At 73.9% G+C, this 20,774-nt stretch carries 22 protein-coding genes and 1 tRNA gene; 9 read left to right on the top strand and 14 right to left on the bottom strand.

From position 1 onward, the window contains the following. Positions 1 to 5 precede the first annotated feature (5 nt). From ACZ7KF_RS08105 to ACZ7KF_RS08090, 4 genes are all read left to right on the top strand, one after another. Positions 6 to 572 carry a helix-turn-helix domain-containing protein gene (locus ACZ7KF_RS08105; RefSeq protein ID WP_471070246.1) on the top strand — a complete coding sequence of 189 codons (567 nt, stop codon included), beginning with the start codon at positions 6 to 8 and terminating at the stop codon, positions 570 to 572. Beyond that, positions 569 to 1,123 (top strand): GNAT family N-acetyltransferase, encoded by a 555-nt coding sequence (locus ACZ7KF_RS08100; protein WP_471070245.1) that lies wholly within the window; start codon positions 569 to 571, stop codon positions 1,121 to 1,123. Before ACZ7KF_RS08105 ends, ACZ7KF_RS08100 begins: the two co-directional genes overlap by 4 nt. Positions 1,124 to 1,153: 30 nt before the next feature. Further along, positions 1,154 to 1,513, top strand: a complete 360-nt coding sequence (locus ACZ7KF_RS08095) for an MmcQ/YjbR family DNA-binding protein (RefSeq protein WP_471070243.1) — start codon at positions 1,154 to 1,156, stop codon at positions 1,511 to 1,513. A gap of 184 nt (positions 1,514 to 1,697) precedes the next feature. Continuing rightward, on the top strand, positions 1,698 to 3,029 hold the full coding sequence (locus ACZ7KF_RS08090; RefSeq protein ID WP_471070241.1) for an MFS transporter: 1,332 nt from the start codon (positions 1,698 to 1,700) through the stop codon (positions 3,027 to 3,029). On the opposite strand, the gene ACZ7KF_RS08085 is transcribed toward ACZ7KF_RS08090, so the two are convergent. Both ACZ7KF_RS08085 and ACZ7KF_RS08080 read right to left on the bottom strand, forming a co-directional pair. After that, complete coding sequence (locus ACZ7KF_RS08085; protein ID WP_471070239.1) at positions 2,995 to 3,915, bottom strand: transketolase family protein; 921 nt, start codon at positions 3,913 to 3,915, stop codon at positions 2,995 to 2,997. The genes ACZ7KF_RS08090 and ACZ7KF_RS08085 overlap by 35 nt on opposite strands. Before the next feature lie 32 nt (positions 3,916 to 3,947). Beyond that, positions 3,948 to 4,661, bottom strand: coding sequence for a transketolase (locus ACZ7KF_RS08080; protein WP_471070237.1), 714 nt, complete (start codon positions 4,659 to 4,661; stop codon positions 3,948 to 3,950). A 126-nt stretch (positions 4,662 to 4,787) separates the two neighbouring features. Here ACZ7KF_RS08080 and ACZ7KF_RS08075 point away from each other — a divergent pair. Beyond that, positions 4,788 to 4,864, top strand: a tRNA-Pro gene (locus ACZ7KF_RS08075). 28 nt (positions 4,865 to 4,892) lie between these two features. On the opposite strand, the gene ACZ7KF_RS08070 is transcribed toward ACZ7KF_RS08075, so the two are convergent. From ACZ7KF_RS08070 to ACZ7KF_RS08045, 6 genes are all read right to left on the bottom strand, one after another. Then, a complete protein-coding gene (locus tag ACZ7KF_RS08070; protein ID WP_471070235.1) occupies positions 4,893 to 5,912 on the bottom strand; it encodes an MASE1 domain-containing protein in 1,020 nt (339 codons plus the stop codon). 132 nt (positions 5,913 to 6,044) lie between these two features. Beyond that, positions 6,045 to 7,430: a PP2C family protein-serine/threonine phosphatase gene (locus ACZ7KF_RS08065; protein WP_471070233.1), complete on the bottom strand. Its 1,386-nt coding sequence runs from the start codon at positions 7,428 to 7,430 to the stop codon at positions 6,045 to 6,047. A 188-nt stretch (positions 7,431 to 7,618) separates the two neighbouring features. After that, positions 7,619 to 8,146, bottom strand: a complete 528-nt coding sequence (locus tag ACZ7KF_RS08060) for an NUDIX hydrolase family protein (protein ID WP_471070926.1) — start codon at positions 8,144 to 8,146, stop codon at positions 7,619 to 7,621. Between the two features lie 16 nt (positions 8,147 to 8,162). After that, positions 8,163 to 9,338, bottom strand: a complete 1,176-nt coding sequence (locus ACZ7KF_RS08055; RefSeq protein ID WP_471070231.1) for an amidohydrolase family protein — start codon at positions 9,336 to 9,338, stop codon at positions 8,163 to 8,165. Positions 9,339 to 9,340: 2 nt separating this feature from the next. After that, positions 9,341 to 10,744 carry a type I glutamate--ammonia ligase gene (locus tag ACZ7KF_RS08050; RefSeq protein ID WP_471070229.1) on the bottom strand — a complete coding sequence of 468 codons (1,404 nt, stop codon included), beginning with the start codon at positions 10,742 to 10,744 and terminating at the stop codon, positions 9,341 to 9,343. Between the two features lie 52 nt (positions 10,745 to 10,796). Further along, on the bottom strand, positions 10,797 to 11,606 hold the full coding sequence (locus ACZ7KF_RS08045; protein WP_471070227.1) for an SAM-dependent methyltransferase: 810 nt from the start codon (positions 11,604 to 11,606) through the stop codon (positions 10,797 to 10,799). A gap of 208 nt (positions 11,607 to 11,814) precedes the next feature. On the opposite strand from ACZ7KF_RS08045, the gene ACZ7KF_RS08040 reads away from it, so the two are divergent. Then, on the top strand, positions 11,815 to 12,684 hold the full coding sequence (locus ACZ7KF_RS08040) for a Cof-type HAD-IIB family hydrolase (RefSeq protein ID WP_471070225.1): 870 nt from the start codon (positions 11,815 to 11,817) through the stop codon (positions 12,682 to 12,684). A gap of 60 nt (positions 12,685 to 12,744) precedes the next feature. Here the strand turns inward: ACZ7KF_RS08040 and ACZ7KF_RS08035 are convergent, their stop codons facing one another. The 5 genes from ACZ7KF_RS08035 to ACZ7KF_RS08015 form a co-directional block, all read right to left on the bottom strand. Continuing rightward, complete coding sequence (locus tag ACZ7KF_RS08035) at positions 12,745 to 13,560, bottom strand: SAM-dependent methyltransferase (protein ID WP_471070223.1); 816 nt, start codon at positions 13,558 to 13,560, stop codon at positions 12,745 to 12,747. A 66-nt stretch (positions 13,561 to 13,626) separates the two neighbouring features. Next, the gene (locus ACZ7KF_RS08030; RefSeq protein ID WP_471070221.1) at positions 13,627 to 14,274 is read right to left on the bottom strand and encodes an endonuclease; all 648 of its coding nucleotides are present in this window, start codon (positions 14,272 to 14,274) and stop codon (positions 13,627 to 13,629) included. Between the two features lie 31 nt (positions 14,275 to 14,305). After that, positions 14,306 to 14,650, bottom strand: a complete 345-nt coding sequence (locus ACZ7KF_RS08025; RefSeq protein ID WP_471070219.1) for a DUF3140 domain-containing protein — start codon at positions 14,648 to 14,650, stop codon at positions 14,306 to 14,308. 25 nt (positions 14,651 to 14,675) lie between these two features. Then, positions 14,676 to 15,164 (bottom strand): Dps family protein, encoded by a 489-nt coding sequence (locus ACZ7KF_RS08020; RefSeq protein ID WP_471070218.1) that lies wholly within the window; start codon positions 15,162 to 15,164, stop codon positions 14,676 to 14,678. Positions 15,165 to 15,267: 103 nt separating this feature from the next. After that, on the bottom strand, positions 15,268 to 16,077 hold the full coding sequence (locus ACZ7KF_RS08015) for an alpha/beta hydrolase (RefSeq protein WP_471070216.1): 810 nt from the start codon (positions 16,075 to 16,077) through the stop codon (positions 15,268 to 15,270). A 147-nt stretch (positions 16,078 to 16,224) separates the two neighbouring features. Here ACZ7KF_RS08015 and ACZ7KF_RS08010 point away from each other — a divergent pair, with 147 nt between their 5' ends. The 3 genes from ACZ7KF_RS08010 (at position 16,225) to ACZ7KF_RS08000 (ending at position 19,830) form a co-directional block, all read left to right on the top strand. Continuing rightward, positions 16,225 to 17,412, top strand: coding sequence for a thiolase family protein (locus ACZ7KF_RS08010; RefSeq protein ID WP_471070214.1), 1,188 nt, complete (start codon positions 16,225 to 16,227; stop codon positions 17,410 to 17,412). Positions 17,413 to 17,483: 71 nt separating this feature from the next. After that, positions 17,484 to 18,995 (top strand): long-chain-fatty-acid--CoA ligase, encoded by a 1,512-nt coding sequence (locus ACZ7KF_RS08005; protein WP_471070212.1) that lies wholly within the window; start codon positions 17,484 to 17,486, stop codon positions 18,993 to 18,995. A gap of 61 nt (positions 18,996 to 19,056) precedes the next feature. Next, the gene (locus tag ACZ7KF_RS08000; protein WP_471070210.1) at positions 19,057 to 19,830 is read left to right on the top strand and encodes a sulfite exporter TauE/SafE family protein; all 774 of its coding nucleotides are present in this window, start codon (positions 19,057 to 19,059) and stop codon (positions 19,828 to 19,830) included. On the opposite strand, the gene ACZ7KF_RS07995 is transcribed toward ACZ7KF_RS08000, so the two are convergent. Then, positions 19,819 to 20,598: an HAD-IIA family hydrolase gene (locus ACZ7KF_RS07995; protein ID WP_471070923.1), complete on the bottom strand. Its 780-nt coding sequence runs from the start codon at positions 20,596 to 20,598 to the stop codon at positions 19,819 to 19,821. The two genes, ACZ7KF_RS08000 and ACZ7KF_RS07995, sit on opposite strands and share 12 nt — an antisense overlap. Positions 20,599 to 20,774: the final 176 nt, after the last annotated feature.

The raw sequence follows: 20,774 nt of genomic DNA, 5'->3' as shown, positions 1-20,774 counted from the left end.
CGGATATGAGAAACGAGGATGCCGTCGATCACCTCATCGGCGCCCGGCTGGCCGAGCTGCGCGCCCAGCACGGCTGGTCGCTGGGCGAGCTGGCGGAGCGCAGCGGAGTCAGCCGGTCCACCCTGTCCCGTGCCGAACGCGCCGAGACCAGCCCCACCGCCGGCCTCCTCAACCGGCTCTGCCACGTCTACGGCCGCACCATGTCGCAGCTGCTCAGCGAGGTCGAGGCGGCACCGGCGCCACTGGTCCGCGCCGCCGACCAGCAGGTGTGGCAGGACCGCGAAGCCGGCTTCGTCCGCCGGTCCGTGTCCCCGCCGCACACCGGGCTGCGCGGTGAACTGGTCGAGGGCCGGCTCACCCCGGGCGCGGACCTCGCCTACGACCGCCCGCCCCTGCCCGGCCTGGAACAGCACCTGTGGCTGCTGGAGGGAGCGCTGGAGGTGACCGTGGGGGAGCAGTCCCACCGGCTCGACGCGGGCGACTGCCTGCGGATGCGGGTGTCCGGCGCGACCCGCTTCCGCTGCCCCGGGCCCGGCGGGGCGCGCTACGTGCTGGCGGTGGTGCGGCCGTGAACGTGGAGCGCTGGTGCGGCGCGAGGGTGCACGAGCGCGCCGAGGACCTGGCGGCGCTGCTGACCGACACCGTGGCCTCGGGAGCCTCCGTCGGCTTCCTCGCGCCGCTCGGCCACGCGGACGCGGTCGCCTGGTGGCGGGAGCGGGCGGCGGAGGCGGCGGCGGGACTCCTCGCCGTGTGGGCGGCCGTGGACCCCGCGGACCGGGTGACCGGCACGGTCGGTCTGGTCTTCCCCGGCAAGCCGAACAGCCGGCACCGGGCCGAGCTGGTCAAGCTGATGGTGCACCGCCGCGCACGGGGACAGGGCCTCGGCCGCCGGCTCCTCGTCACCGCCGAGAAGGCCGCGGCGGCCGACGGCCGCACCCTGCTCCACCTCGACACCGAGACCGGCAGTCCCGCCGAGCACCTGTACCTCTCGGCCGGCTGGACCGCGGCCGGCACGATCCCCGACTACGCGGCCCGCCCCACGGGCGAGTTGTGTCCCACGACCCTCTACTACAAGCGGCTCCCGACCCCCCACGGCCGGCGGCCGGACGCCGCGGCCGGGTGACTGTCAGTGGCAGGGGCTACGGTGCGGTGCATGCCGGATGCCGAAGACGTACGCCGAATCGCCCTGTCCCTGCCGGACACCGCGGAGAAGGTCGCCTGGAACATGCCCACGTTCCGCGTGGCCGGGAAGATGTTCGCGACCCTGCCCGAGGACGAGACCTCCATCGCCGTGCGCTGCCCCAAGGAGGAGCGCGACGAACTGGTGCTGGCCGAGCCGGAGAAGTTCTGGATCGCCGACCACGAGGCCCAGTTCGCCTGGGTGCGGGCGAGACTCGCCGCCCTGGAGGACGACAGCGAGCTGCGGGACATCCTGGCCGACTCCTGGCGTCAGGCCGCCCCGCCCCGACTCCTCGACGGCCACCCCGAGTTGGGGCTGCCGCCCGGGGAGTGAAATTCCCGGTGGACGCGGCCGGGGAGTGGCATCATCCCGCGCGGCGGAGGCGACAAGGGCGACGGGGGCCGGACAGGGGGGCCGGGACGGCGCCGCTCGAGGGCAGCGGTGCGCCGGGCGACGGCCGGATCGCGGGGACACGGCCGCGGGCGACAGCTGGACGGCAGGGAGGGGAGCACTCGGGATGACCGGAACGGGGGCGCGGCGCGACACCGCCGGCCAGGGGGTGCGGCGAGCCGAGGCCGACGGCCCCGCCGTGTGGTCGCGGGACTTCGCGCTGTTCTTCGTGGCACGCGCCGTCGCCCGGCTCGGCGACACCATGCTGCCCGTGGCGCTGGCGGCCGGCCTGCTGGAGCACGGGTACGGCGCGGGCGCGGTCGGCCTCGCCATGGCCTCCACGGCCGCCGCGTTCGCCGGACTGGTCGTCTTCGGCGGGGTCGTCGCCGACCGGTTCAGCACCCGCAGGCTGATGATCGGCGCCGACCTCGTCCGGCTCGGCACCCAGTCCCTCGCCGCGGGCCTGTTCTTCACCGGGCACGTGGTGCTGTGGCAGATCTGCGCCATCGGCTTCGCCAACGGCGTGGCCGGCGCGGTCTTCCAGCCGGGCGTCGCCAGCACCGTGCCCCGCCTGGCCACCGACATCCAGGGCGCGAACGGCGCGATCCGGATCGCCGAGTCCGCCGCGCAGCTCGCCGGTCCGGCCGTCGCCGGTGTCCTGGTGGGCCTCGCCTCGCCCGGCGGGGTCTTCGCCGCGCACGCCGCCACCTATGCGCTCAGCGCCCTGTGCCTGCTGCTGCTCCGGCTGCGCCCGCTCCCCGTGGCCGCCCGCACCGGCGGCTCCGGCCTGCGCGCCTTCCGCGCCGACCTCGTCGACGGCTGGCGGGAGTTCCGCTCCCGTGCCTGGCTGTGGGGCGTGATCGCCGTCTGGTGCCTCTACATGATCGCCGTATGGGGCCCGACCGTACCCCTGGTGGCGACCGAGGTCGTCCGGCACCACGGACCGGGCGCCTACGGCCTGCTCAACTCCGCCCTCGGCGCGGGCACGGTGGTCGGCGGCCTGCTCGCCCTCCGGCTGCGCCCCCGCCGCATGCTCCGCGCGGGCGCGATCTCCCTGTTCGCCTTCTTCGGCTTCCCGGCGGCCGTCGGGGCGGGCCTCGGCGTCCCGGCCATGGCGGCCGGTGCCGCGCTCGCCGGGGCCGGCATGTCGTTCTGGGGGGTGATGTGGGCGACCACCGTGCAGACACAGGTCCCGGCCGACGTCCTCAACCGCATCCACGCCTACGACGTGGCCGGCTCGCTCGCCATGATGCCGGTCGGGCAGGCCCTCGCGGGCCCGGCCGCCGGGGCGCTGGGCGCCGACCACGTCCTGCTGGCCGCCGGCGCCGTGAGCCTGGCCGTGGCGGCCCTCCTGCTCGCGATACCGGCGATACGCGACCTGGTCCGGGCCGACGCGACCGCACCCGCGCAGCGAACCCCCGGGTTCACCGGCCCGCCGGAATCCGGCCGACGCCCGTGAAGCGGCCGATGCGCTCCCGCAGCGTCGCCGCGTCCAGCCCGTGGGCGGCCACGTGCTCCTCGATCGTGCCGTAGCGGCGCAGTTCGCGGCGGCCGACGCCGAGGCCGAGCACCCGGTGCGGCACGTCCGACAGCGCCTCGCTCACCGCGGCCGTCGACGTTCCGGCCAGGTACGGCTCGACCAGCACGACGTCCGTACCCGCGGCCTCCGTCGCCCGGCGCAGCCCGGCCGCGTCGAACGGCCGTACGGTCGTCGCGTACAGCACGGTGACGTCCAGACCCTCCGTGGCGGCGAGGACGGCGTCCAGTACCGGGCCGACGGCGACGACCACCCCGCAGCGGCCCTCGCGGGCCGTGACGAAGTGCCGCCCGTCGATCAGCCGGCCCTGCCGGTTGGCCTGTGCGGACAGCCGCACGTACACCTTGTCGTCGCCCGCGGCGATGGCGTGGTGCAGCAGTGTCTCGGCCTCGTCCGGATGCCCGGGCACATGCACGGTCCAGCCGTCCAGGGTGTCCAGCAGGGCCACGTCGCCCGGGGCCATGTGGGTGAAGCCGCCGGCCGGCCAGTCGAAGGAGGCGGCGGCGCTCACCAGCACCGCGCCCGTGTCCTGGTGCCCCAGATCCAGCTTCACCTGCTCGAACGGCCGCTCCACGAGGAAGCTGGCGAAGGTGTGCACGACGGGCCGCAGACCGGTGAGCGACAGCCCCGCCGCCGCCCCGACCAGCAGCTGCTCGCGGATGCCCACGTTGATCACCCGGTCGGGATGCCGGCGCATGGCCTCCCGGAAGCCGTCGACACCGATCTCGGCGAGGACGACGGCGACCCGCGGGTCCTCGTCCAGCAGCCGGGAGACGACGGGGGCGAAGCGGTCACGCATGGTGTCCATGAGGGTGTGCCCTTTCGGAGAGCGGGGAGGGGTCAGGCGTTCTTCGGCTCGACACGGGCCACGACCACGTGCGGCCGGCCCGGATGCGGCGCGGTGAACGCGGCGTGCAGCGCCTCGTGATCGCGCCCGTCGGCGGTCACCGCGGACCAGCCCGCCGCCTCGAACCGGGCGGCGATGCCGCCGGGCCGCGCGTGGCTGGCGGAGGAGTTGTCGATCACGACGGTGTGCAGCCGGTCCAGCCCCGCGGGCCCGGCGAAGGCGATCGCCTCGTGGTTGCTGCCCTCGTCCAGCTCGGCGTCCCCGATCAGCACCCAGACCGCCGGGTCGGGCCTGCCCTGCGCCCGCAGGCCCAGCGCGGTGCCCACGGCGATCGGCAGCCCGTGCCCCAGCGACCCGCTGCCGATCTCGGCCCCCGGCACCAGCACGCGGTCCGGGTGATGGCCGAGCGGCGAGTCGTACGACCCGAAGTCCGGCAGCCAGTCGACGGGCACGAACCCCTTCGCGGCCAGCACCGCGTAGTACGCCATCGGGCCGTGCCCCTTGCTCAGCAGAAAACGGTCGCGGGCCGGGTCGTCCCGCCGCTCGGGAGCGACCCGGAGCACCCGGTCGTAGAGCACCCACAGCACGTCGAGGGTGGAGGTGGCCGCCGGGCCGTGCTTCTCGTCGCCGGTCATCAGCCCCATCAGCCGGGGCAGGTCGTCGTAGCCGTAGCCGTGCGTACGGCTCAGGTCCGCTGTGATCGTCATGCCGACGATCGTGCAACCTCAACCAAGATTGAGGTCAACAAGGAAAAGGGGCGCGCGACCACCGATCCGAGTGCGGTATTGTTTCCCTGCGCGTTCGGCCGGGCGAAAGCCCAGGTCACACCGCACCGGGACGTGGCGCAGCTTGGTAGCGCACTTGACTGGGGGTCAAGGGGTCGCAGGTTCAAATCCTGTCGTCCCGACCAGCTTCACAGCCGGTCGGAGGCCGTCTTCTCAACTCTGGGGAGACGGCCTTTGTCGTGTCCGCTCGTCCTGCTCGCTCTCCTGGCCGGGAAGCAACGGATGCTGGTCGCCCGTGGGGATCCTGGCGACCATCCCGGCGAGCTGGCTGCACGCTCGGGCGATCTCCCGCTCTGTCTGGTTCCGCTCGCTGATGACCGCCCCGAGCAGCAGCGCGGTCAACGCGGCGGAGCCGTTGAACGCCTGGAGCGCGATCATGCTGGTGATCAGGTCGTGCCCCGCGAACGGCCCCGTCCGGCGAGCGGCGCAGACGATCGCGAAGGTGGACACGGCCAGCGCGCACGGCGCGGCCCCGGCCAGTTGGAAGCGGAAGGCCGCCCAGATCAGCAGCGGAAAGCCCAGGAACAGCAACGGCTTGTCGCTGGTGTCGACAAGGCCGACGCAGACGGTGGCCGCCACGAGCAGCAGCGCCTCCGCCCACCGGGACAGCGGAGCGTGCTTCGGCCGGCGCGCCGACCGGAGGAGGAGCAGGACCGGCGTGACCACCAGCACGCCCATCGCGTCGCCGGTCCACCAGACCGACCACGTCGGCCAGAAGCCGTGGGCGTTGAGCACTCCGGCGAGGAGCAGGGTCGTGGTGCCCGTCGTCGCGCTGACCAGCATTCCGACGAAGGCGCCGAGGAAGATCAGGGCGAGGGCGTCCCGCAGACGGTCCAGTTGCGTACGGAACCCCGCACGGCGCAGCAGCACGTAGGAGCAGACCGGCGCCAGGGTGTTCCCCGCCGTGATCGCGAGCACGGCCGCCGGCGACGGCCCGAGCGAGACATTGGCGAGGAAGGCGCCGAGGGCGACACCGGGCCAGATCCGCGATCCGCACAGCAGCAGGCTCGCCAGCGCGATCCCGCTCGGCGGCCACAGGGGGGTCACCTGGCCGCGCACCAGCTGTTGCAGCAGCCCCGCCTTGGCCGAACCGAAGTACAGGGCCGCGACGACACAGATCTGCAGGGCGGCCAAGCCGCCGCGCCGCAGCCGAGCGTGCCGGGCGTCAGCCATCGGGCGACCTCCGTCTCGACATCGCCCCGAGCCCATCATCCGCCCGATCCGGCGGATCCTCCACGGCACCCGAGCCGGGATGCCGAGCCGGCCCGACGAGCCGGGATGCCGGGAGCCCGCCCGGCCGGTCCGTCACCGGTCCCGGTCCGGGTCCCGGTCCGGGTCCCGGTCCTGCTGGGCAGGAGGTCCGACGGGCGGGGTGCGCAGGGCGAGGATGGCCATGTCGTCGTGCCCGTCGCTGGGGTGCCGGTCGGCCAGGACCCGGACGAAGTCCGGCAGGGGCAGCGAGGCGTGTGCCGCGGCCAGCTCGGCGAGCTGGTTCAGGCTCTGGTCGATGGAGCGGCCGGGATGCTCGATCAGTCCGTCGGTGAAGAAGACCACGGTGGCGTCCGGAGGCAGGAAGCGGGAGTGGTCGGGGCGGGGCTGCTCGGTGTCCACGCCGAGCGGCAGCCCGGGCTCGGCGAGCAGGTACGCGGTCCGGCGCTCCCGCGTGATCACCAGGGGCGGGACATGGCCCGCCGTGCTCCAGTGGAGCCGCCAGCCCACGGGGTCCGGCTCGATGCGGGCCAGCGTGGTGGTCGTGACGGGATGATCGGTGACGGCTTCCAGCACCCGGTCGAGCTGCGTGAGGACCGCGCCGGGCGGACTGGTCCGGTCGAGCAGCAGGGCCCGCAGCATGTTGCGGGTGGCGGCCATCGCGGCCGCGGCCCGCAGATCGTGGCCGACCACGTCACCGATGACGACCGCGACCACGTTGTCGGGCAGCCGGACGGCGTCGTACCAGTCCCCGCCGAGCTGGCTGGGCTGGGTCGCGGGCCGGTAGATGGCGGCGGCGGTGAAGGGCCGCAGGTCGGGCAGGGTGGGCAGCAGCAGCCGCTGGAACTGTTCGGCCCCGACCCGCACCCGCTCGAACAGGCGGACGTTCTCGATCGCGATGCCGGCGGCGCTGGCCAGGGCGACGACGATGTTCTCGTCGTGCACGTCGAAGGGCCGTCCGTCGAGGCGCTCGGAGAGGTACAGGTCGCCGTAGATGTCGCCGCGCACGCTGATGGCGACGCCGAGCAGGGTGCGCAGGCGCGGGTGGCCGGGCGGGAACCCGGCGGAGGACGGATGGGCCGGGATGTCGTCGACCCGCAGCGGTTCGGGGTAGCGGATCAGATGGCCGAGGACGCCCAGACCACGCGGCAGGCCCGCCCTGGCCAGATCATGGCGCTCCTGCTCGGACAGACCGGCCGAGATGAACTGCTCCAGACGCTCACCCGACTCGTCGAGCACCCCGAGGGCTCCGTAGCGGGCACCGACCAGGTCCATGGCGGTGGTCACGATGCGGCGGAGCACCGCGGGCAGTTCCACCTCCCTGCTGATGGCGACCACCGCGTCCAGCAGGCCCTGGAGCCGGTCCATGGACGACAGCAGGGCGCGCAGCTGATCGTCGATGCGGCCCAGCTCGGAACGGAGCCGCAGATGCAGGTCGGGGAGGGGCTGCCGCGGTGGCCTGCCCTCCCGCTCCCCGGCCATCAGTGCTTCCCCGTGACCGCGAGCGTCGCACCGCCCGGGGGCCGGGACCGGGCCGCCCGCGGATCACGGCGGATCCGCTCGGGAAGCCCCGGCCCCTCGATCGAGCGACACATTCCGGCCTCCCGACACAACGCTCGTCCACTGTGTCGTCTTCGATTGTCGCATCGGTGTCGGCCGGGCCCCAGGGATCAGGAGGTCACGCCGACATGGGCCAGGGCCTGCTTCAGCAGAACCCCGTGCCCGCCCGGCATCTCGCTCTGCACGGCCGGGGAGGCGGCCTCCTGCGGGCTGAACCAGACGAGGTCCAGCGCGTCCTGGCGGGGCCGGCAGTCGCCGGTCACCGGAACGATGTAGGCCAGGGACACCGCGTGCTGGCGGGGATCGTGGTAGGGCGTGATACCCGCCGTCGGGAAGTACTCCGCCACGGTGAAGGGCTGGAGGGAGGCGGGCACCCGGGGCAGCGCGACCGGGCCGAGATCCTTCTCCAGATGGCGCAGCAGCGCGTCGCGGACCCGCTCGTGGTGCAGGACCCGGCCGGAGACCAGGGTCCTGCTGACCGTGCCGTCCGGGCCGATGCGCAGCAGCAGCCCGATGCTGGTGACCTCACCGCTGTCGTCCACGCGCACGGGCACGGCTTCGACATACAGGATCGGCATCCGGGCCCTGGCCATTTCCAGCTCGTCCGTGGTCAGCCAGCCGGGCGTGGTTTCGGTCATGTCAGACATTGCTTGATCATACTTTCCGGGTGGGGCGCCCGCAGGAATCACGGGCCGGTTCGGATACGGGCGGCCCGTACAGTCGGCGGGCGTTGTCGCGGCCCGTCCAGGCCGCGATCCGCAGGGCGTCGGCCAGGCTCAACTCGTCGGCGTCCACGCGGTCCTGCAGGAGATCGGCGAGTCCCCGCCGGAAACACAGGGCGCCCAGGTGGTGGAACTCGGCCACACCGTAGGCGTCCGAGCTGTACAGCAGTTTGCGGAACGGGGTGATCTCCAGGGCTTCCTCCAGCACGGCCCGGCAGCGGGCCGGCCCGGTGTGGTGCAGGGCGAGACCGACGTCGAGGTGCACCTGCTCGAACACCGCGGCCAGATAGGCGGCTTGGCGGTGGTACGGCCAGCAGTGCAGCAGCAGGACCGGGATCGTACCGGCGGTCCGGTGCAGCCAGTCGGTGAGCAGGGCGGGGTCGGCGCGGTGCAGCCGGAGGTCCGCGTCGCCGAAGCCGGTGTGCAGTTGCAGCGGCAGCCCCAGTTCGACGGCGGTCCACAGCAGGTGCCGGACCAGGACCGGATCGGTGAGCCGCCCGCCCCGCGCCCACCAGCGCCCGGCGGCCCGCGTCACCTCGGCGTCCGTGGGGCGCTCCGGGTCCAGGGCGAAGCCCGTGCGGTAGGCCGCGACCGACTTCACCCCCACCACGCCCGGCCGTCGTACGGCCTCCTCGGCGGCGGCGCGGAAGACGGCCGCGTACTCGGCCGCCGCCACGCCCCGCGCCGCCACCGCCTCGGCGATCCGCTCCAGCCGTACGACCTCGCAGGCGGTGGCGCCGGCTGCCGTGCCCAGCTCGGCGGGGGTGGTGAGCGAGTGCGGGGTGTGACCGGTGTCCACGCAGAACACCTCGGCTCCCGCCGCCGTCAGGAAGCGGCGGTTGACCTCCTGCCAGCCCAACTCCGCACGCCGGGCGACGTAATCGGCGGGCGGGGCGTGCCGGGGGAGGTCCAGCAGGGGGGCGCAGTGCCGGCGGACGGCCACGCCGGCCGGGCTGTCGAAGGGCGAGACGCCGGGCCAGGCCGCGCCCTCGGTGAGCAGGGACTCGAACTCCTCGGCGCTCAGGTCGGCCGTCACCGCGCCGTGGCAGTGGTGGTCCACCAGCGGCAGCGCGGCGAGGGTCTCGTGGACCGGTCCCGGGGCGGTCACGCTCAGTACGCCCAGCGGTAGGCCGCCGCCACCTGGACGGGGGTGAGTCCGTCGACGGCCGCCGCCTCGCCCAGCCGTACGGCGGCCACCGCGTCGGCGAGGACCGGACCCAGCGCGTCCCGCAGCACCGGGTCCGCGCGGAACTCCTCGACGGCCTGCGGCAGCGACCTGGGCAGCCGGCGTACGCCCAGGGCCGCCGCCTCGTCGGGGCCGTACCGGGCCGGGTCGCCGGTGATCTCCCCGGGCAGGGTGCGGGCCGTGGTGATGCCGTCGAGTCCGGCGGCGATCACGCAGCCCAGGGCCAGATACGGGTTGGCGGCCAGGTCGACCGGTTTGACCTCCATGTTGGCGTCCTGCTCGTGGCGGCCCGCCGTACCCGTGATCATCCGCAGGGCGGCCTCGCGGGTCTCCCGGCCCCAGGCGGTGAAGACGCCGGCCCACTGGGAGGGCTGGAGCCGCAGATAGCTGGCCGGGCTCGGGGCCGTGACGGCCGTCAGTCCGGGCAGATGGGCGAGGATCCCGGCGGCGAACGACTCCGCCTCGGCCGTCATGCCGTACCGGCCCTCGCCGCCGGAGTGCAGGTTCCGGCCGTCGCGCCAGCAGGACAGATGCAGATGGCCGCCGTTGCCGACGCCCTCGGGCAGATAGGCGGGCGCGAAGGAGACCCGCAGCCCGTGCCGCTGGGCCACCGCCCGGATCGTCTGCCGCACCAGCAGGCTGCGGTCGGCCGCCGCCACCGGGTCCAGCGCGCCCACCGAGACCTCGAACTGTCCGGCCGCGTACTCGGGATGGACCTGGTCCACGTCCACGCCCTGGGCGGCGAGCGCGGCCAGCAGCTCGGCGGTGCAGTCGCTCAGCTCGATCTGCCGGACCGCGCCGTACGCGGGCCCGGAGACCGCCGGGACGAACTCCCCGGCGGGCGCCGAGCCGAGCCCGACCGCCCACTCGATCTCGACGGCCGCCTTGAGGACGAGGCCGTGGCGGTCGGCGGCGCCGGCGACGATCCGGCGCAGGAAGGTCCGGGCGCAGCCGGGGTGACGCTCGCCCTCCTGCGTGATCCGGTCCACGGGCGCCCACGCCCAGCCGGGCTGCCCGGCCAGCGGGACGAGACGGTCGAGGTCCGGGTAGAGCCGGAGGTCGCCGTCGGGGGAGCCCAGGACGTCGGTGGTGACGAGGGAGTCGTCGGCGAGGAAGGTGTCGAACACCGGCGACATGCCGACACCCCACGCCACGGCCGCCTCCAGCCGTGCCGTCGGGATCGTCTTGACCCGCGTGACGCCCGCCGTGTCGACGTAGGCGAGGACGATCCCGTGCACGCCCCGCGCGGCCAGGCCCGCGGTGACGGAGGCGACCCGCCGCAGATCGCCGGGGCGTCCGCCGGGCACGGGGTCGGCAAGGGTGGTCATGCGGCCTCCTCGGCGGGCTCGGCCCCGGCGGGGGCCGGGGGACGGGGCGGGGTCAGGGTTTCACGGCCACCGCGCCGTACTGCGGTACCACGGCGGCGTCCGGCCCGGCGCGCCACTGCGAGCACGGCACCAGACCCGGCCCGACCGGGTCCAGACCGTCGAGGAACGAGGCGATCTCGGCGCGGCTGCGGGCCGTGATGGGCGGGGTGGCGTTGGCGTTCCAGAACTCCATCGCGGCCCTGTTGCCCTCGCCGCCCGCCTCGGCGTCGTACGTCGGGTGGGTGAGCACCAGATGGCTGCCGGAGGGGACCGACGCCATGATCCGCCGCACGATGTCCCGGGCCTCGTCGGTGTCCGGCACGAAGTTGAGGATGCCCAGCATCATCACCGCGACCGGCCGGTCCAGGTCGAGGGTCTCGGCGGCGCGGCGGACGACGGTGTCCGGCTCGCGCACGTCGGCGTCGATGTAGTCGGTGACGCCCTCGGGGGAGCTGGTGAGCAGCGAGCGGGCGTGCACGAGCACGATGGGGTCGTTGTCGACGTACACGATCCGCGACTCGGGCGCGATGCGCTGCGCCATCTCGTGGGTGTTGTCGGCCGTGGGCAGTCCGGTGCCGATGTCGAGGAACTGGCGGGTCCCGCGCTCGGCGGCGAGGAACCGCACCGCCCGCCCGAGGAAGTCGCGGTCCGCGCGGGCCACGGCCCGGATCACCGGGAACATCGCGGCGACGTGCTCGCCGACGCGCTGGTCGACCTCGTAGTAGTCCTTGCCGCCGGTCCAGTAGTTCCAGACCCGCGCGTTGTGCGCGACGGAGGTGTTCAGCCTCGCCGTGCCGGTCGCCGGGGAATCGCCCTCGCTCACGTCGTCGCCGCCCTTCTCCCGTGCGGTGCTCCGCCGTCATTGTGCCGTCCCTTGATCGCCCTGTCCCGGGAAACGCGCACCGTGACGGGCCGTGCACCCTCCGGGGCGCCGCGCCGCATGGGGAACACTGGACCGCCGGGGCCGCCCGTGTGCCCCCGGGTTCCCGCTCGCCCAGCCCCGGGTTCCCGTCGCCGACCGGAAGAAGGACATGCCCGCCACGCCCGCGCCCCTCGTCGACCCCCCGTCCCCGGCCGCCGGCTCCGCCGACATCCGGCTCATCGTCACCGACATGGACGGCACCCTGCTGGACGACGCCAAGCGGATACCCGACGGCCTGTGGCCGATGCTCACCGAACTCCGCCGCCGCGGTGTGCTGTTCAGCCCGGCGAGCGGCCGCCAGTACGCGACCCTGGCCCGGCAGTTCGCCGAGGTCGCCGAGGGCATGGTGTTCATCGCGGAGAACGGCACCTACGTGGTCCGCGACGGCGTGGAGCTGAGTTCCGACCCGCTGGAGCGGTCCGTCGCCGCGGACCTCGCCCGCACCGTACGGCGGCTGGTCGCGGACGGCGTCGACGTGGGCGCCGTGCTCTGCGGCAAGCGGTCGGCGTACGTCGAGCGGACCGACGAGGCGTTCCTGGCGGAGGTGCGCAAGTACTACGTCGAGCACCGGGTCGTCGAGGACGTCACCGCCGTCGAGGACGAGGTGATCAAGGTGGCGCTGTTCGACTTCGGCCCCGCCGAGCACACCACCGCCCCGGCCCTCGCGCCGTTCGCCGCCACGCACCAGGTCGTGGTCTCCGGCGAGCACTGGGTCGACGTCATGAACCGCACCGCGAACAAGGGGGCCGCCCTGCGCGGGCTCCAGCGCGAGCTGGGCGTCACGCCCGCACAGACCATGGTGTTCGGCGACTACCTCAACGACCTGGAGATGCTGGACGCGGCCGAGTGGTCCTTCGCCATGTCCAACGCCCACCCGGAGGTCGTCGGCCGGGCCCGCCATCTCGCCCCGTCCAACAACGACAACGGCGTGCTGCGGACCGTCGCCGAGGTCCTCGGCATACCGCTGCCATCGGCCTAGGCACGCTCCCCGGGCTCCCCCGGCAGCGCCGCCGGGGGAGGAGCGGGCGGAGCCAGGGCCCTACACCCGGGCGCGGCTCGCCGGCTTGACGCCCACCGCGCCGTACAGCGAGATCGGTCCGTCGGTGGACGGCTCCTCGGGGCGCCAGTCCGCCACCGACACGATCCCCGGCTCCAGCAGGTCGAGTCCCTCGAAGAACGTGCCCACCGCGGCGTGCGAACGCGCCACCAGCGTCACCCCGCCCGCCGCGTACATGGCGATGCCCCGGTGCACGTTCTCCGGTTCGAAGTCGGCGGTCATGGTCGACAGCACCAGGGCACTGCCCGGTGCCAGCGCGTCGACCAGCGTGCCGACCAGGTCGTGGGCGCCGTCCTCGTCGGCGACGAAGTGGAGCAGGGCGATCAGGGAGAGGGCGACCGGGCGGCCGAAGTCCAGGACCTGGGCGGCCTGTTCGAGGATGGTCCGCGGGGCGCGGGCGTCGGCCTGCACGTACTCCGTCACGCCCTCCCGGGTGCCGGTCAGCAGCGCGCTCGCGTGGGCCAGCACGATGGGGTCGTTGTCGACGTAGACCACGCGGGCGTCCGGCGCCACGGACTGGGCGATCTGGTGCAGGTTCGGCTCGGTCGGTATGCCGGTGCCGACGTCCAGGAACTGGCGGATGCCCGCCTCGGCGGCCAGCACCCGCGTGGTCCGGCGCATGAACGCGCGGTTGGCGCGGGCGGCCTTCGGTGCGCCCCCGTCGATCGCCGCGATCTGCCGGCCCAGTTGCTCGTCGACCGGGTAGTTGTCCTTGCCGCCGAGGAACCAGTCGTACACCCGGGCCGGATGCGGCCGGGTGGTGTCGATGTCCTGGATGTCCGGCCCGGTCCCCGTCACGTGCTGCTCCTCCGTCCGTCGGTCCCGGTGGTCGCTCCGGGACGTGCGGGGAGCAGTCTGACACGGTCAGGCGGCGCGGCGCAGACAGTCCTCGGCCACCTGTCCGTCCAGCGCCGCCCGTACCAACGCGGCGGCCAGCACGGCGGGTTGGGTGTCCCCGGCCAGGCGGGTCAGCTTCTCGGGGTCCTTCGGCAGGCCCAGCCGCCCGGCCCCGGACAGCGCCTTGCCGTCCAGGTAGGGGGCGATGTCCGGCCACACCCGCTGTGCCTCGCGCAGGAAGATGCCGGCGCCGGCCGGCCCGATGCCCGGCTCCTCCTGGAGCAGCTGCCCGAGTCCGCCGATGTCGCCGTGCGCCTCCCGGTGCAGTCGGCGCAGGTCACCGCCCCAGCGCTCGGTCAGCAGCTCGGCCCCGTCGCCGAGCTGGGTGGCGGTCCGCTCGTCGTACCGGCGGTAGCCGCCCCGCCCGAGCGCGTCCACCCGCTGCTGCCAGCCGGCGTCCGCCATCCGGCGGGGGCTGTCCAGATGGTCCTCGTGCAGGGCCCGGGCGGCGGCCACCGCGACCGACGCCCGGATCCTGGCACTGAGCAGCAGCGACAGCACCAGCAGGCGGTACAGCGGCTGCGGGGTGTCCTTGAGGCGGATGCCCGCCTCCTCGGCGTACGTCCGGCCGTACGCGGACACCAGCTCCCGTACGACCCGTTCGTCACGGTTCATGGTCTGCGCCGTTCGCCGCGGTTCCCGTGGGCTACGGCCTGAGCGGGTCGTGGCCCAGCGTCATCAGCCGGTGCCGGCGGCGGGTGTCCTCCGCCGTGTTCTCCGGCTCGGGTTCGTTCTCCAGGTCGACCAGGTCACCGACCGTGTCGACGACCTGGTACATGACCCGGACGTCGTCGTCGGTGAGGTCGGTACGGCGCTTCTGCAGGATCGCGAGGACGTGCTGTCCGATGGGCGTGCCCGCCTCCTCCGGCAGCGGCTCCGTCTCCTCGCCGGCGTCGCGGACCTTCAGCCAGGCCGCGAGTTCCGCGGAGGTCATGTTCACCACGCGGTGGAAGTCCTGCCACAGCGCGTCGAGTTCCAGGGAGTCGGCCATGGGTCTTCCTCTCGTGCGGGGTGCGTCAGCGGGCGTCGTCGCGCGGGTGGTTCTCGGCCTGGAACATCCAGCGCTGCTTCTCCAGGTCGGCCGTGACGGTGATCAGGAGGTCCTGGGTGACGGGGTCGGCCTTCTCGGTCGCCTCGATGCGCTCGCGCAGCCGTACGACGGCCGCCTCCAGGGCCGCCACCATCAGTTCCACCACCTCGGTGTCACGCAGCCAGCCGTCCTTGGTGCCGGGCAGCGCGAAGGTCGCCGCGATGGTCTCCGGCCGGCCGTCCGGCGTCACGCCCAGGGCGGCGGCGCGCTCGGCCACCGTGTCCGCGTGGCCACGCGCCGACTCGACCACCTCGTCCAGCTGGAGGTGGATCGACCGGAACCGCGGCCCGACGACGTTCCAGTGTGCCTGCTTGCCGATCAGCGACAGCCCGAGCAGGTCGACCAGGGTCTCCTGCAGGGCGGTCCCCGTGACGCGGAGCGCCTCCTCGGGCAGCGTGCTCTTGACCACGGCCATGGTGCGTAGGCCCCTTTCGTCAGCTGTACGCGGTCCTGTCCGCTGTACGCGGTCTTGTCCGCAGGGGCGGGTGCCCCCGTGGCCGGGGGCGCAAACCGGCTGATCAGCCGGGCAGCACCCGGTCCAGGAAGCGGATCACCTCCGCGAACGCCTCCGCCTTGTCCGTCTCGTGGAACACCTCGTGCCGCGCCCCCGGGAAGATCCGCTCCGTGAGCCGGCCGCCGCTCAGCCGCTCCACCCCGATCCGGCTCCCGGGCAGCGGCACCACCCGGTCCTCGTCGCCGTGCAGCCACAGCAGCGGCAGCCGGCCGACGTCACCGCCCCGCGCCACGGTGTCCAGGGTCCGGGCGAACGCCTCCAGGGTCGGGCGCTTCATGGGGCCGTGCCAGACCAGCGGATCGGCGGCGTACGCGGCACCGACGGCCGGGTCCCGGGAGAGCGCGGACGGGCTCAGCGGGGTGTCCGGGATCTCGTCCAGGGCCAGCAGCCGGCCCGGCAGCTCCCAGGCGCCGATCACCGGGCCGGACAGGATCAGCGCGCTCGGCTCGTCGCCGTACCGCTGGGCGTAGCGGGCCACGATCAGTCCGCCCATGGAGTGACCGACCAGGACCAGCGGCAGGCCCGGATGCGCGGACCGGGCCAGGTCCGCCACCGCGTGCACATCCGTGACCAGGTCCTCGAAGTCCTCGATCAGTACCCGTTCGCCGGCCGACCGGCCGTGGCCCGCGTGATCGGGCCCGTACACGGCGGCGCCCGCCCCGGTGAGCGCGGCCGCGACCCCGTCGTACCGGCCGGCGTGCTCGCCGTACCCGTGCACCACGAGTGCCAGCAGGCGAGGGGCCGGATGCGGCCACTCGCGGACGGCGAGGGCTCCGTGCGTGCCGGCGAGGACGTGTTCGCGGACGTGGGGCATATCTCCTCCAACTGCCTCGGTGAAGGTCCCGGAGGATCTTCCCAGGGGGGCGGCCGGCGGTCTATAGTCTAAAACTAGCAGTGCTAATTAAAGGGTGCTGCGTCAGGTCCGTGCTGATCCACAGCGTCGTAGGTCAGGAGTCCCGCCGTGCGTCCCGTCCATTTCGCGACCGCCCGCCGCACCCCCATCGGCAAGCTGCGCGGGGCCCTCTCCTCCGTCCGCCCCGACGATCTGGCCGCCACCGTGATCCGTCACCTGGTGGCCGACGTGCCCGCGCTCGACCCCGCCCGGATCGACGACGTCTACTGGGGCGCCGCCAACCAGGCGGGCGAGGACAACCGCAACGTCGCCCGCATGGCCGCCCTCCTCGCCGGACTGCCCGACTCCGTACCCGGTGCCACCGTCAACCGGCTGTGCGCCTCCGGACTCGAAGCGGTCACCGCCGCCGCCCGGACCATCGCCGCGGGCGAGGCCGACATCGTGATCGCGGGCGGCTCCGAGTCGATGAGCCGCGCCCCCTTCGTACTGCCCCGCCCCGACGAGGCCCTCCCGCAGCGCATCGAGACCCACGACACCCGGCTCGGCTGGCGGCTGGTCAACCCCGCGATGAAGGAGCTGCACGGCCTGCTCTCCATGGGGGAGACCGCCGAGGAGGTCGCCGTACGCCACGGCATCTCGCGCGCCCGCCAGGACGAGTTCGCGCTGCGCAGCCACCGACTCGCCGCCGCGGCCCGCAAGAACGGCCACTTCGACGACGAACTCCTGCCTGTCGAGCGCCCGGACGGCGTCGTGGTCGAGCAGGACGAGTGCGTCCGCGAGGACACCTCCCTGGAGAAGCTGTCCCGGCTCAAGCCGGTCTTCCGCGCCGACGGCACCGTCACCGCGGGCAACGCCTCGCCCATGAACGACGGGGCCGCGGGGCTGCTGCTGGTCAGCGAGGAGGCCCTGAACGAACTGGGCCTGGAGTCCCTCGGCCGGTACGTCGCGGGCGCCTCCGCCGGAGTCCACCCCGACGTGATGGGCCTCGGCCCGGTCCCCGCCACCCGCAAGGTCCTGGCCCGGGCCGGCTGGCAGACCGGCGACCTCCAGGAGGCCGAGTTCAACGAGGCGTTCGCCGCGCAGGCACTCGCCTGCGTCGACCAACTGGGCATCGACCCGGACCTGGTGAACCCCACCGGCGGTGCCATCGCCCTCGGCCACCCCCTCGGCTGCTCCGGCGCCCGCATCCTCACCACGCTGCTGCACCGGATGCGGCGCACCGGCGCGGAACGCGGGCTCGCCACGATGTGCGTGGGCGTGGGCCAGGGCACGGCGGTGCTGGTCGAGAGGCACTGAGGTCTTCAACGGGGGTTCCCCGCAGGGGGATCAGGTAGCACGAGCCGCAGCAAGGAACGGAGCAGCACCCCATGGCAACCCTGTCCGTCGCCACCATCCTCGCCGAGAACGCCCGGCGCCGTCCCGGCAGGACCGCCCTCGTCGAAGGCGACCTGCGGCTCACCTTCGCGGAGGCGTGGCAGCGGGCGCTGGCCCGGGCGGGCGCGCTCACCGGCCTCGGCGTACGGCCCGGCGACCGGGTCGCCCTGATGGCCCCCAACACCACCGAGTTCCCGGTGGCCTACTACGCCATCGCGGCGGCGGGCGGTGTCGTCGTCCCCGTGCACCTGCTGCTGTCGGCCGGCGAGGTCGAGCACGTGCTGAAGGACAGCGGGGCGACCCTGCTGCTCGTCCACCCGGCGCAGGCCGGGACCGGACGCGCCGCCGCCGACGCCCTGGGCGTCCCCGTCGTCACCCTGGGCGAGGAGTTCGACAAGCTCGCGGCGGACGCCGAGCCGCTGCGCTCGTACGTCACCCGGGCCGCCGACGACCCCGCGGTGATCTTCTACACCAGCGGTACGACCGGTGTCCCCAAGGGCGCCGTCCTCAGCCACTTCAACCTGGTGATGAACGCGACCGTCAACGCCTTCGACGCCAACGACATCCGGGCCGACGACATCGCCCTCGGCGCGCTGCCGCTGTTCCACGCCTTCGGCCAGACGGTCTCGCTCAACTCCACCTGGCGGGCCGGCGCCACGCTCGTGCTGCTGCCCCGCTTCGACGCGGCCCGCGCCATCGAGCTGATGGTGCGGGAGAACGTGAACACCTTCCACGGCGTGCCCACCATGTTCGTCGCCCTCGCCGCCGCGGCGGCCGACGCCGGCCGGCTCCCCGAGCTGCGGGTGTGCGTCTCCGGCGGGGCCTCGCTCCCGGTCGCCGTACTGGAGCGGTTCGAGGCCGCGTTCGGCGCGCGGATCCACGAGGGGTACGGGCTGTCGGAGACCTCGCCGACCGCCACCGTCAACCAGCCCGTCTTCGGCACGAAGGCCGGCACCGTCGGCCACCCGCTGTGGGGCATCGACGTGGAGATCGCCCGGGCCGAGGTGGAGGGCCGGATCGAGCTGCTGCCGGCCGGCGAGCTGGGCGAGGTCGTCATCCGCGGCCACAACGTCTTCTCCGGCTACCTCGGCCGCCCCGAGGCCACCGCCGAGGCCCTGGTGGACGGCTGGTTCCGCACCGGCGACCTGGGCACCAAGGACGACGAGGGCTTCCTGCGGATCGTCGACCGCAAGAAGGACGTCATCATCCGCGGCGGCTACAACGTCTACCCGCGGGAGGTCGAGGAGGTCCTGACGCGCCATCCGGCGGTCGCCCAGGTCGCCGTCGTCGGCCTGCCCGACGAACTGCACGGCGAGGAGGTCTGCGCCGTCGTCGTCCCGGCCGAGGGCGCCGCACCGGACGCCGCCGCGCTCACCGAGTGGTCCAAGGAGCACCTGGGCAGGCACAAGTACCCGCGACGCGTGGAGTTCGTGGACGCGCTGCCGCTGGGGCCGAGCATGAAGGTGCTCAAGCGGGAGCTGCGGGCCCGGCTCGCGGGCCGGTAGGGACCGACCGGCGAGCCGGGCCTGACGCCGACGGATGTGTGTGCATAGCATCGGTCTCCACATGAACACGATGACGCTCTGGCACATATCCGGCTGGGAGTTCTCCGCGCTCGCCTTCGCGGCCCTGCTCGTCGGCTTCTCCAAGACCGCGGTCAGCGGGGCCAACACGGTCAGCCTGGCGGTCTTCGCGGCCGTCCTGCCCGCCCGCGCCTCCACCGGGGTGCTGCTGCCCCTGCTGATCACCGGCGACGTGCTCGCCGTCCTCACCTACCGGCGGCACGCGCACTGGCCCACGCTGTGGCGGCTGTTCCCGGCGGTGGCGGCGGGCGTCGTGGCCGGCACGCTGTTCCTGGTGTGGGCCGACGACGCGATCGTACGGACCTCGATCGGCGCGATCCTGCTGCTGATGGCCGGCGTGACGGTGTGGCGCCGGCGGGCGGCCGAGACCCCTCGGGCACCGGACGCGGTCACGACCCGGGCGGGCCGGATGAAGGCCCGCTCGTACGGCGTGCTCGGCGGGTTCACGACGATGGTCGCCAACGCGGGCGGGCCGGTGATGTCGCTGTACCTGCTCTCCGCCGGTTTCCGCAAGCTCGGCTTCCTGGGCACCTCCGCCTTCTTCTTCCTCATCGTGAACGTCTCCAAGGTGCCGTTCAGCGCGGGCCTCGGCCTGATCGACGGAGACTCCCTGCTCCTCGACGCCGCGCTCGCGGTGTTCGTCGTGCCCGGTGCGCTGTTCGGGAAGTGGGCCGTGCACAAGATCAACCAGCGACTCTTCGAACAACTCGTCATCGGGGCGACCGTCGTGGGCGGCGTACAACTGCTACTGCCCTAGCCCCAGCAGCTCCGGTACGTCCGCGAACGAGTCCACGACGTGGTCCGGCGCGCCCGTGGCGTGCGCGTGCGTCTCCGCCTGGTACTTGCCCGTCCTCACCAGCACGCCCGTGAGCCCGGCCCGCTGGGCGGCGAGCACGTCCGACTCGATGTCGTCGCCGACCATCAGCGCCTGCTCCGCCCCCACCCCCAGCCGGGCCAGCGCCGTCTCGAAGAACGCCCGGGACGGCTTGCCCGTGACCTCCGCCCGCACCCCGGCCGCCTCCTCCAGCCCGAGCAGGAAGGCACCCGAGTCCAGTTGCAGTCCGGCGTCGGTCCGCCAGTACAGGTTGCGGTGCATGGCGACCAGCCGTGCGCCCCGCCGGAGTTCGCCGAAGGCCCGGTTGAGCGCCGGATAGTCCAGGCCGGGCCCGGCACCGCCCAGCACGACCACGTCGGCACCCTCCTCGACCAGGGCGACGTCGCCCAGATCCGCGCCGATGTCCCCGCTGCCCAGCAGCAGGCAGCGGGCGCCCGGGAAGTGCTCGGCGAGATACGCGGCGGTGACGACGGGCGCGGTCAGCACGTCCTGCGCGCCCACCTCGAAACCGGCCTCCGACAGCGTCTCGGCGATCGACGCGCGGGTCCGGGACGTCGTGTTGGTCACCAGCGCCACGCCGAGCCCGGCCGCGCGCACGGCGTGCAGCGCCGCCACCGCACCGGGCAGCGGCTTCCAGGACACGGTGAGGACGCCGTCGACGTCGATCAGGACGGCACGCACGGACGCCATGGATTCCATGGCCCGACCGTAGCGACCCGAGCGGCCGGCCGGCCCCCGCGACCTCGCAGGCTCACCCTTGTGCTCCTGCGGCACCGGGTCCTCGGGGGGCCACGGTCACCCGGGTGGGGGAGCGGGGCGTGCGCGCGGTCGCACGGGCGGGTCGGAAGGGCCCGCGCGGCGGCCCG

The organism is Streptomyces sp. NPDC038200, assembly GCF_055600785.1.
This window is presented reverse-complemented; position numbering and strand designations above follow the sequence as displayed.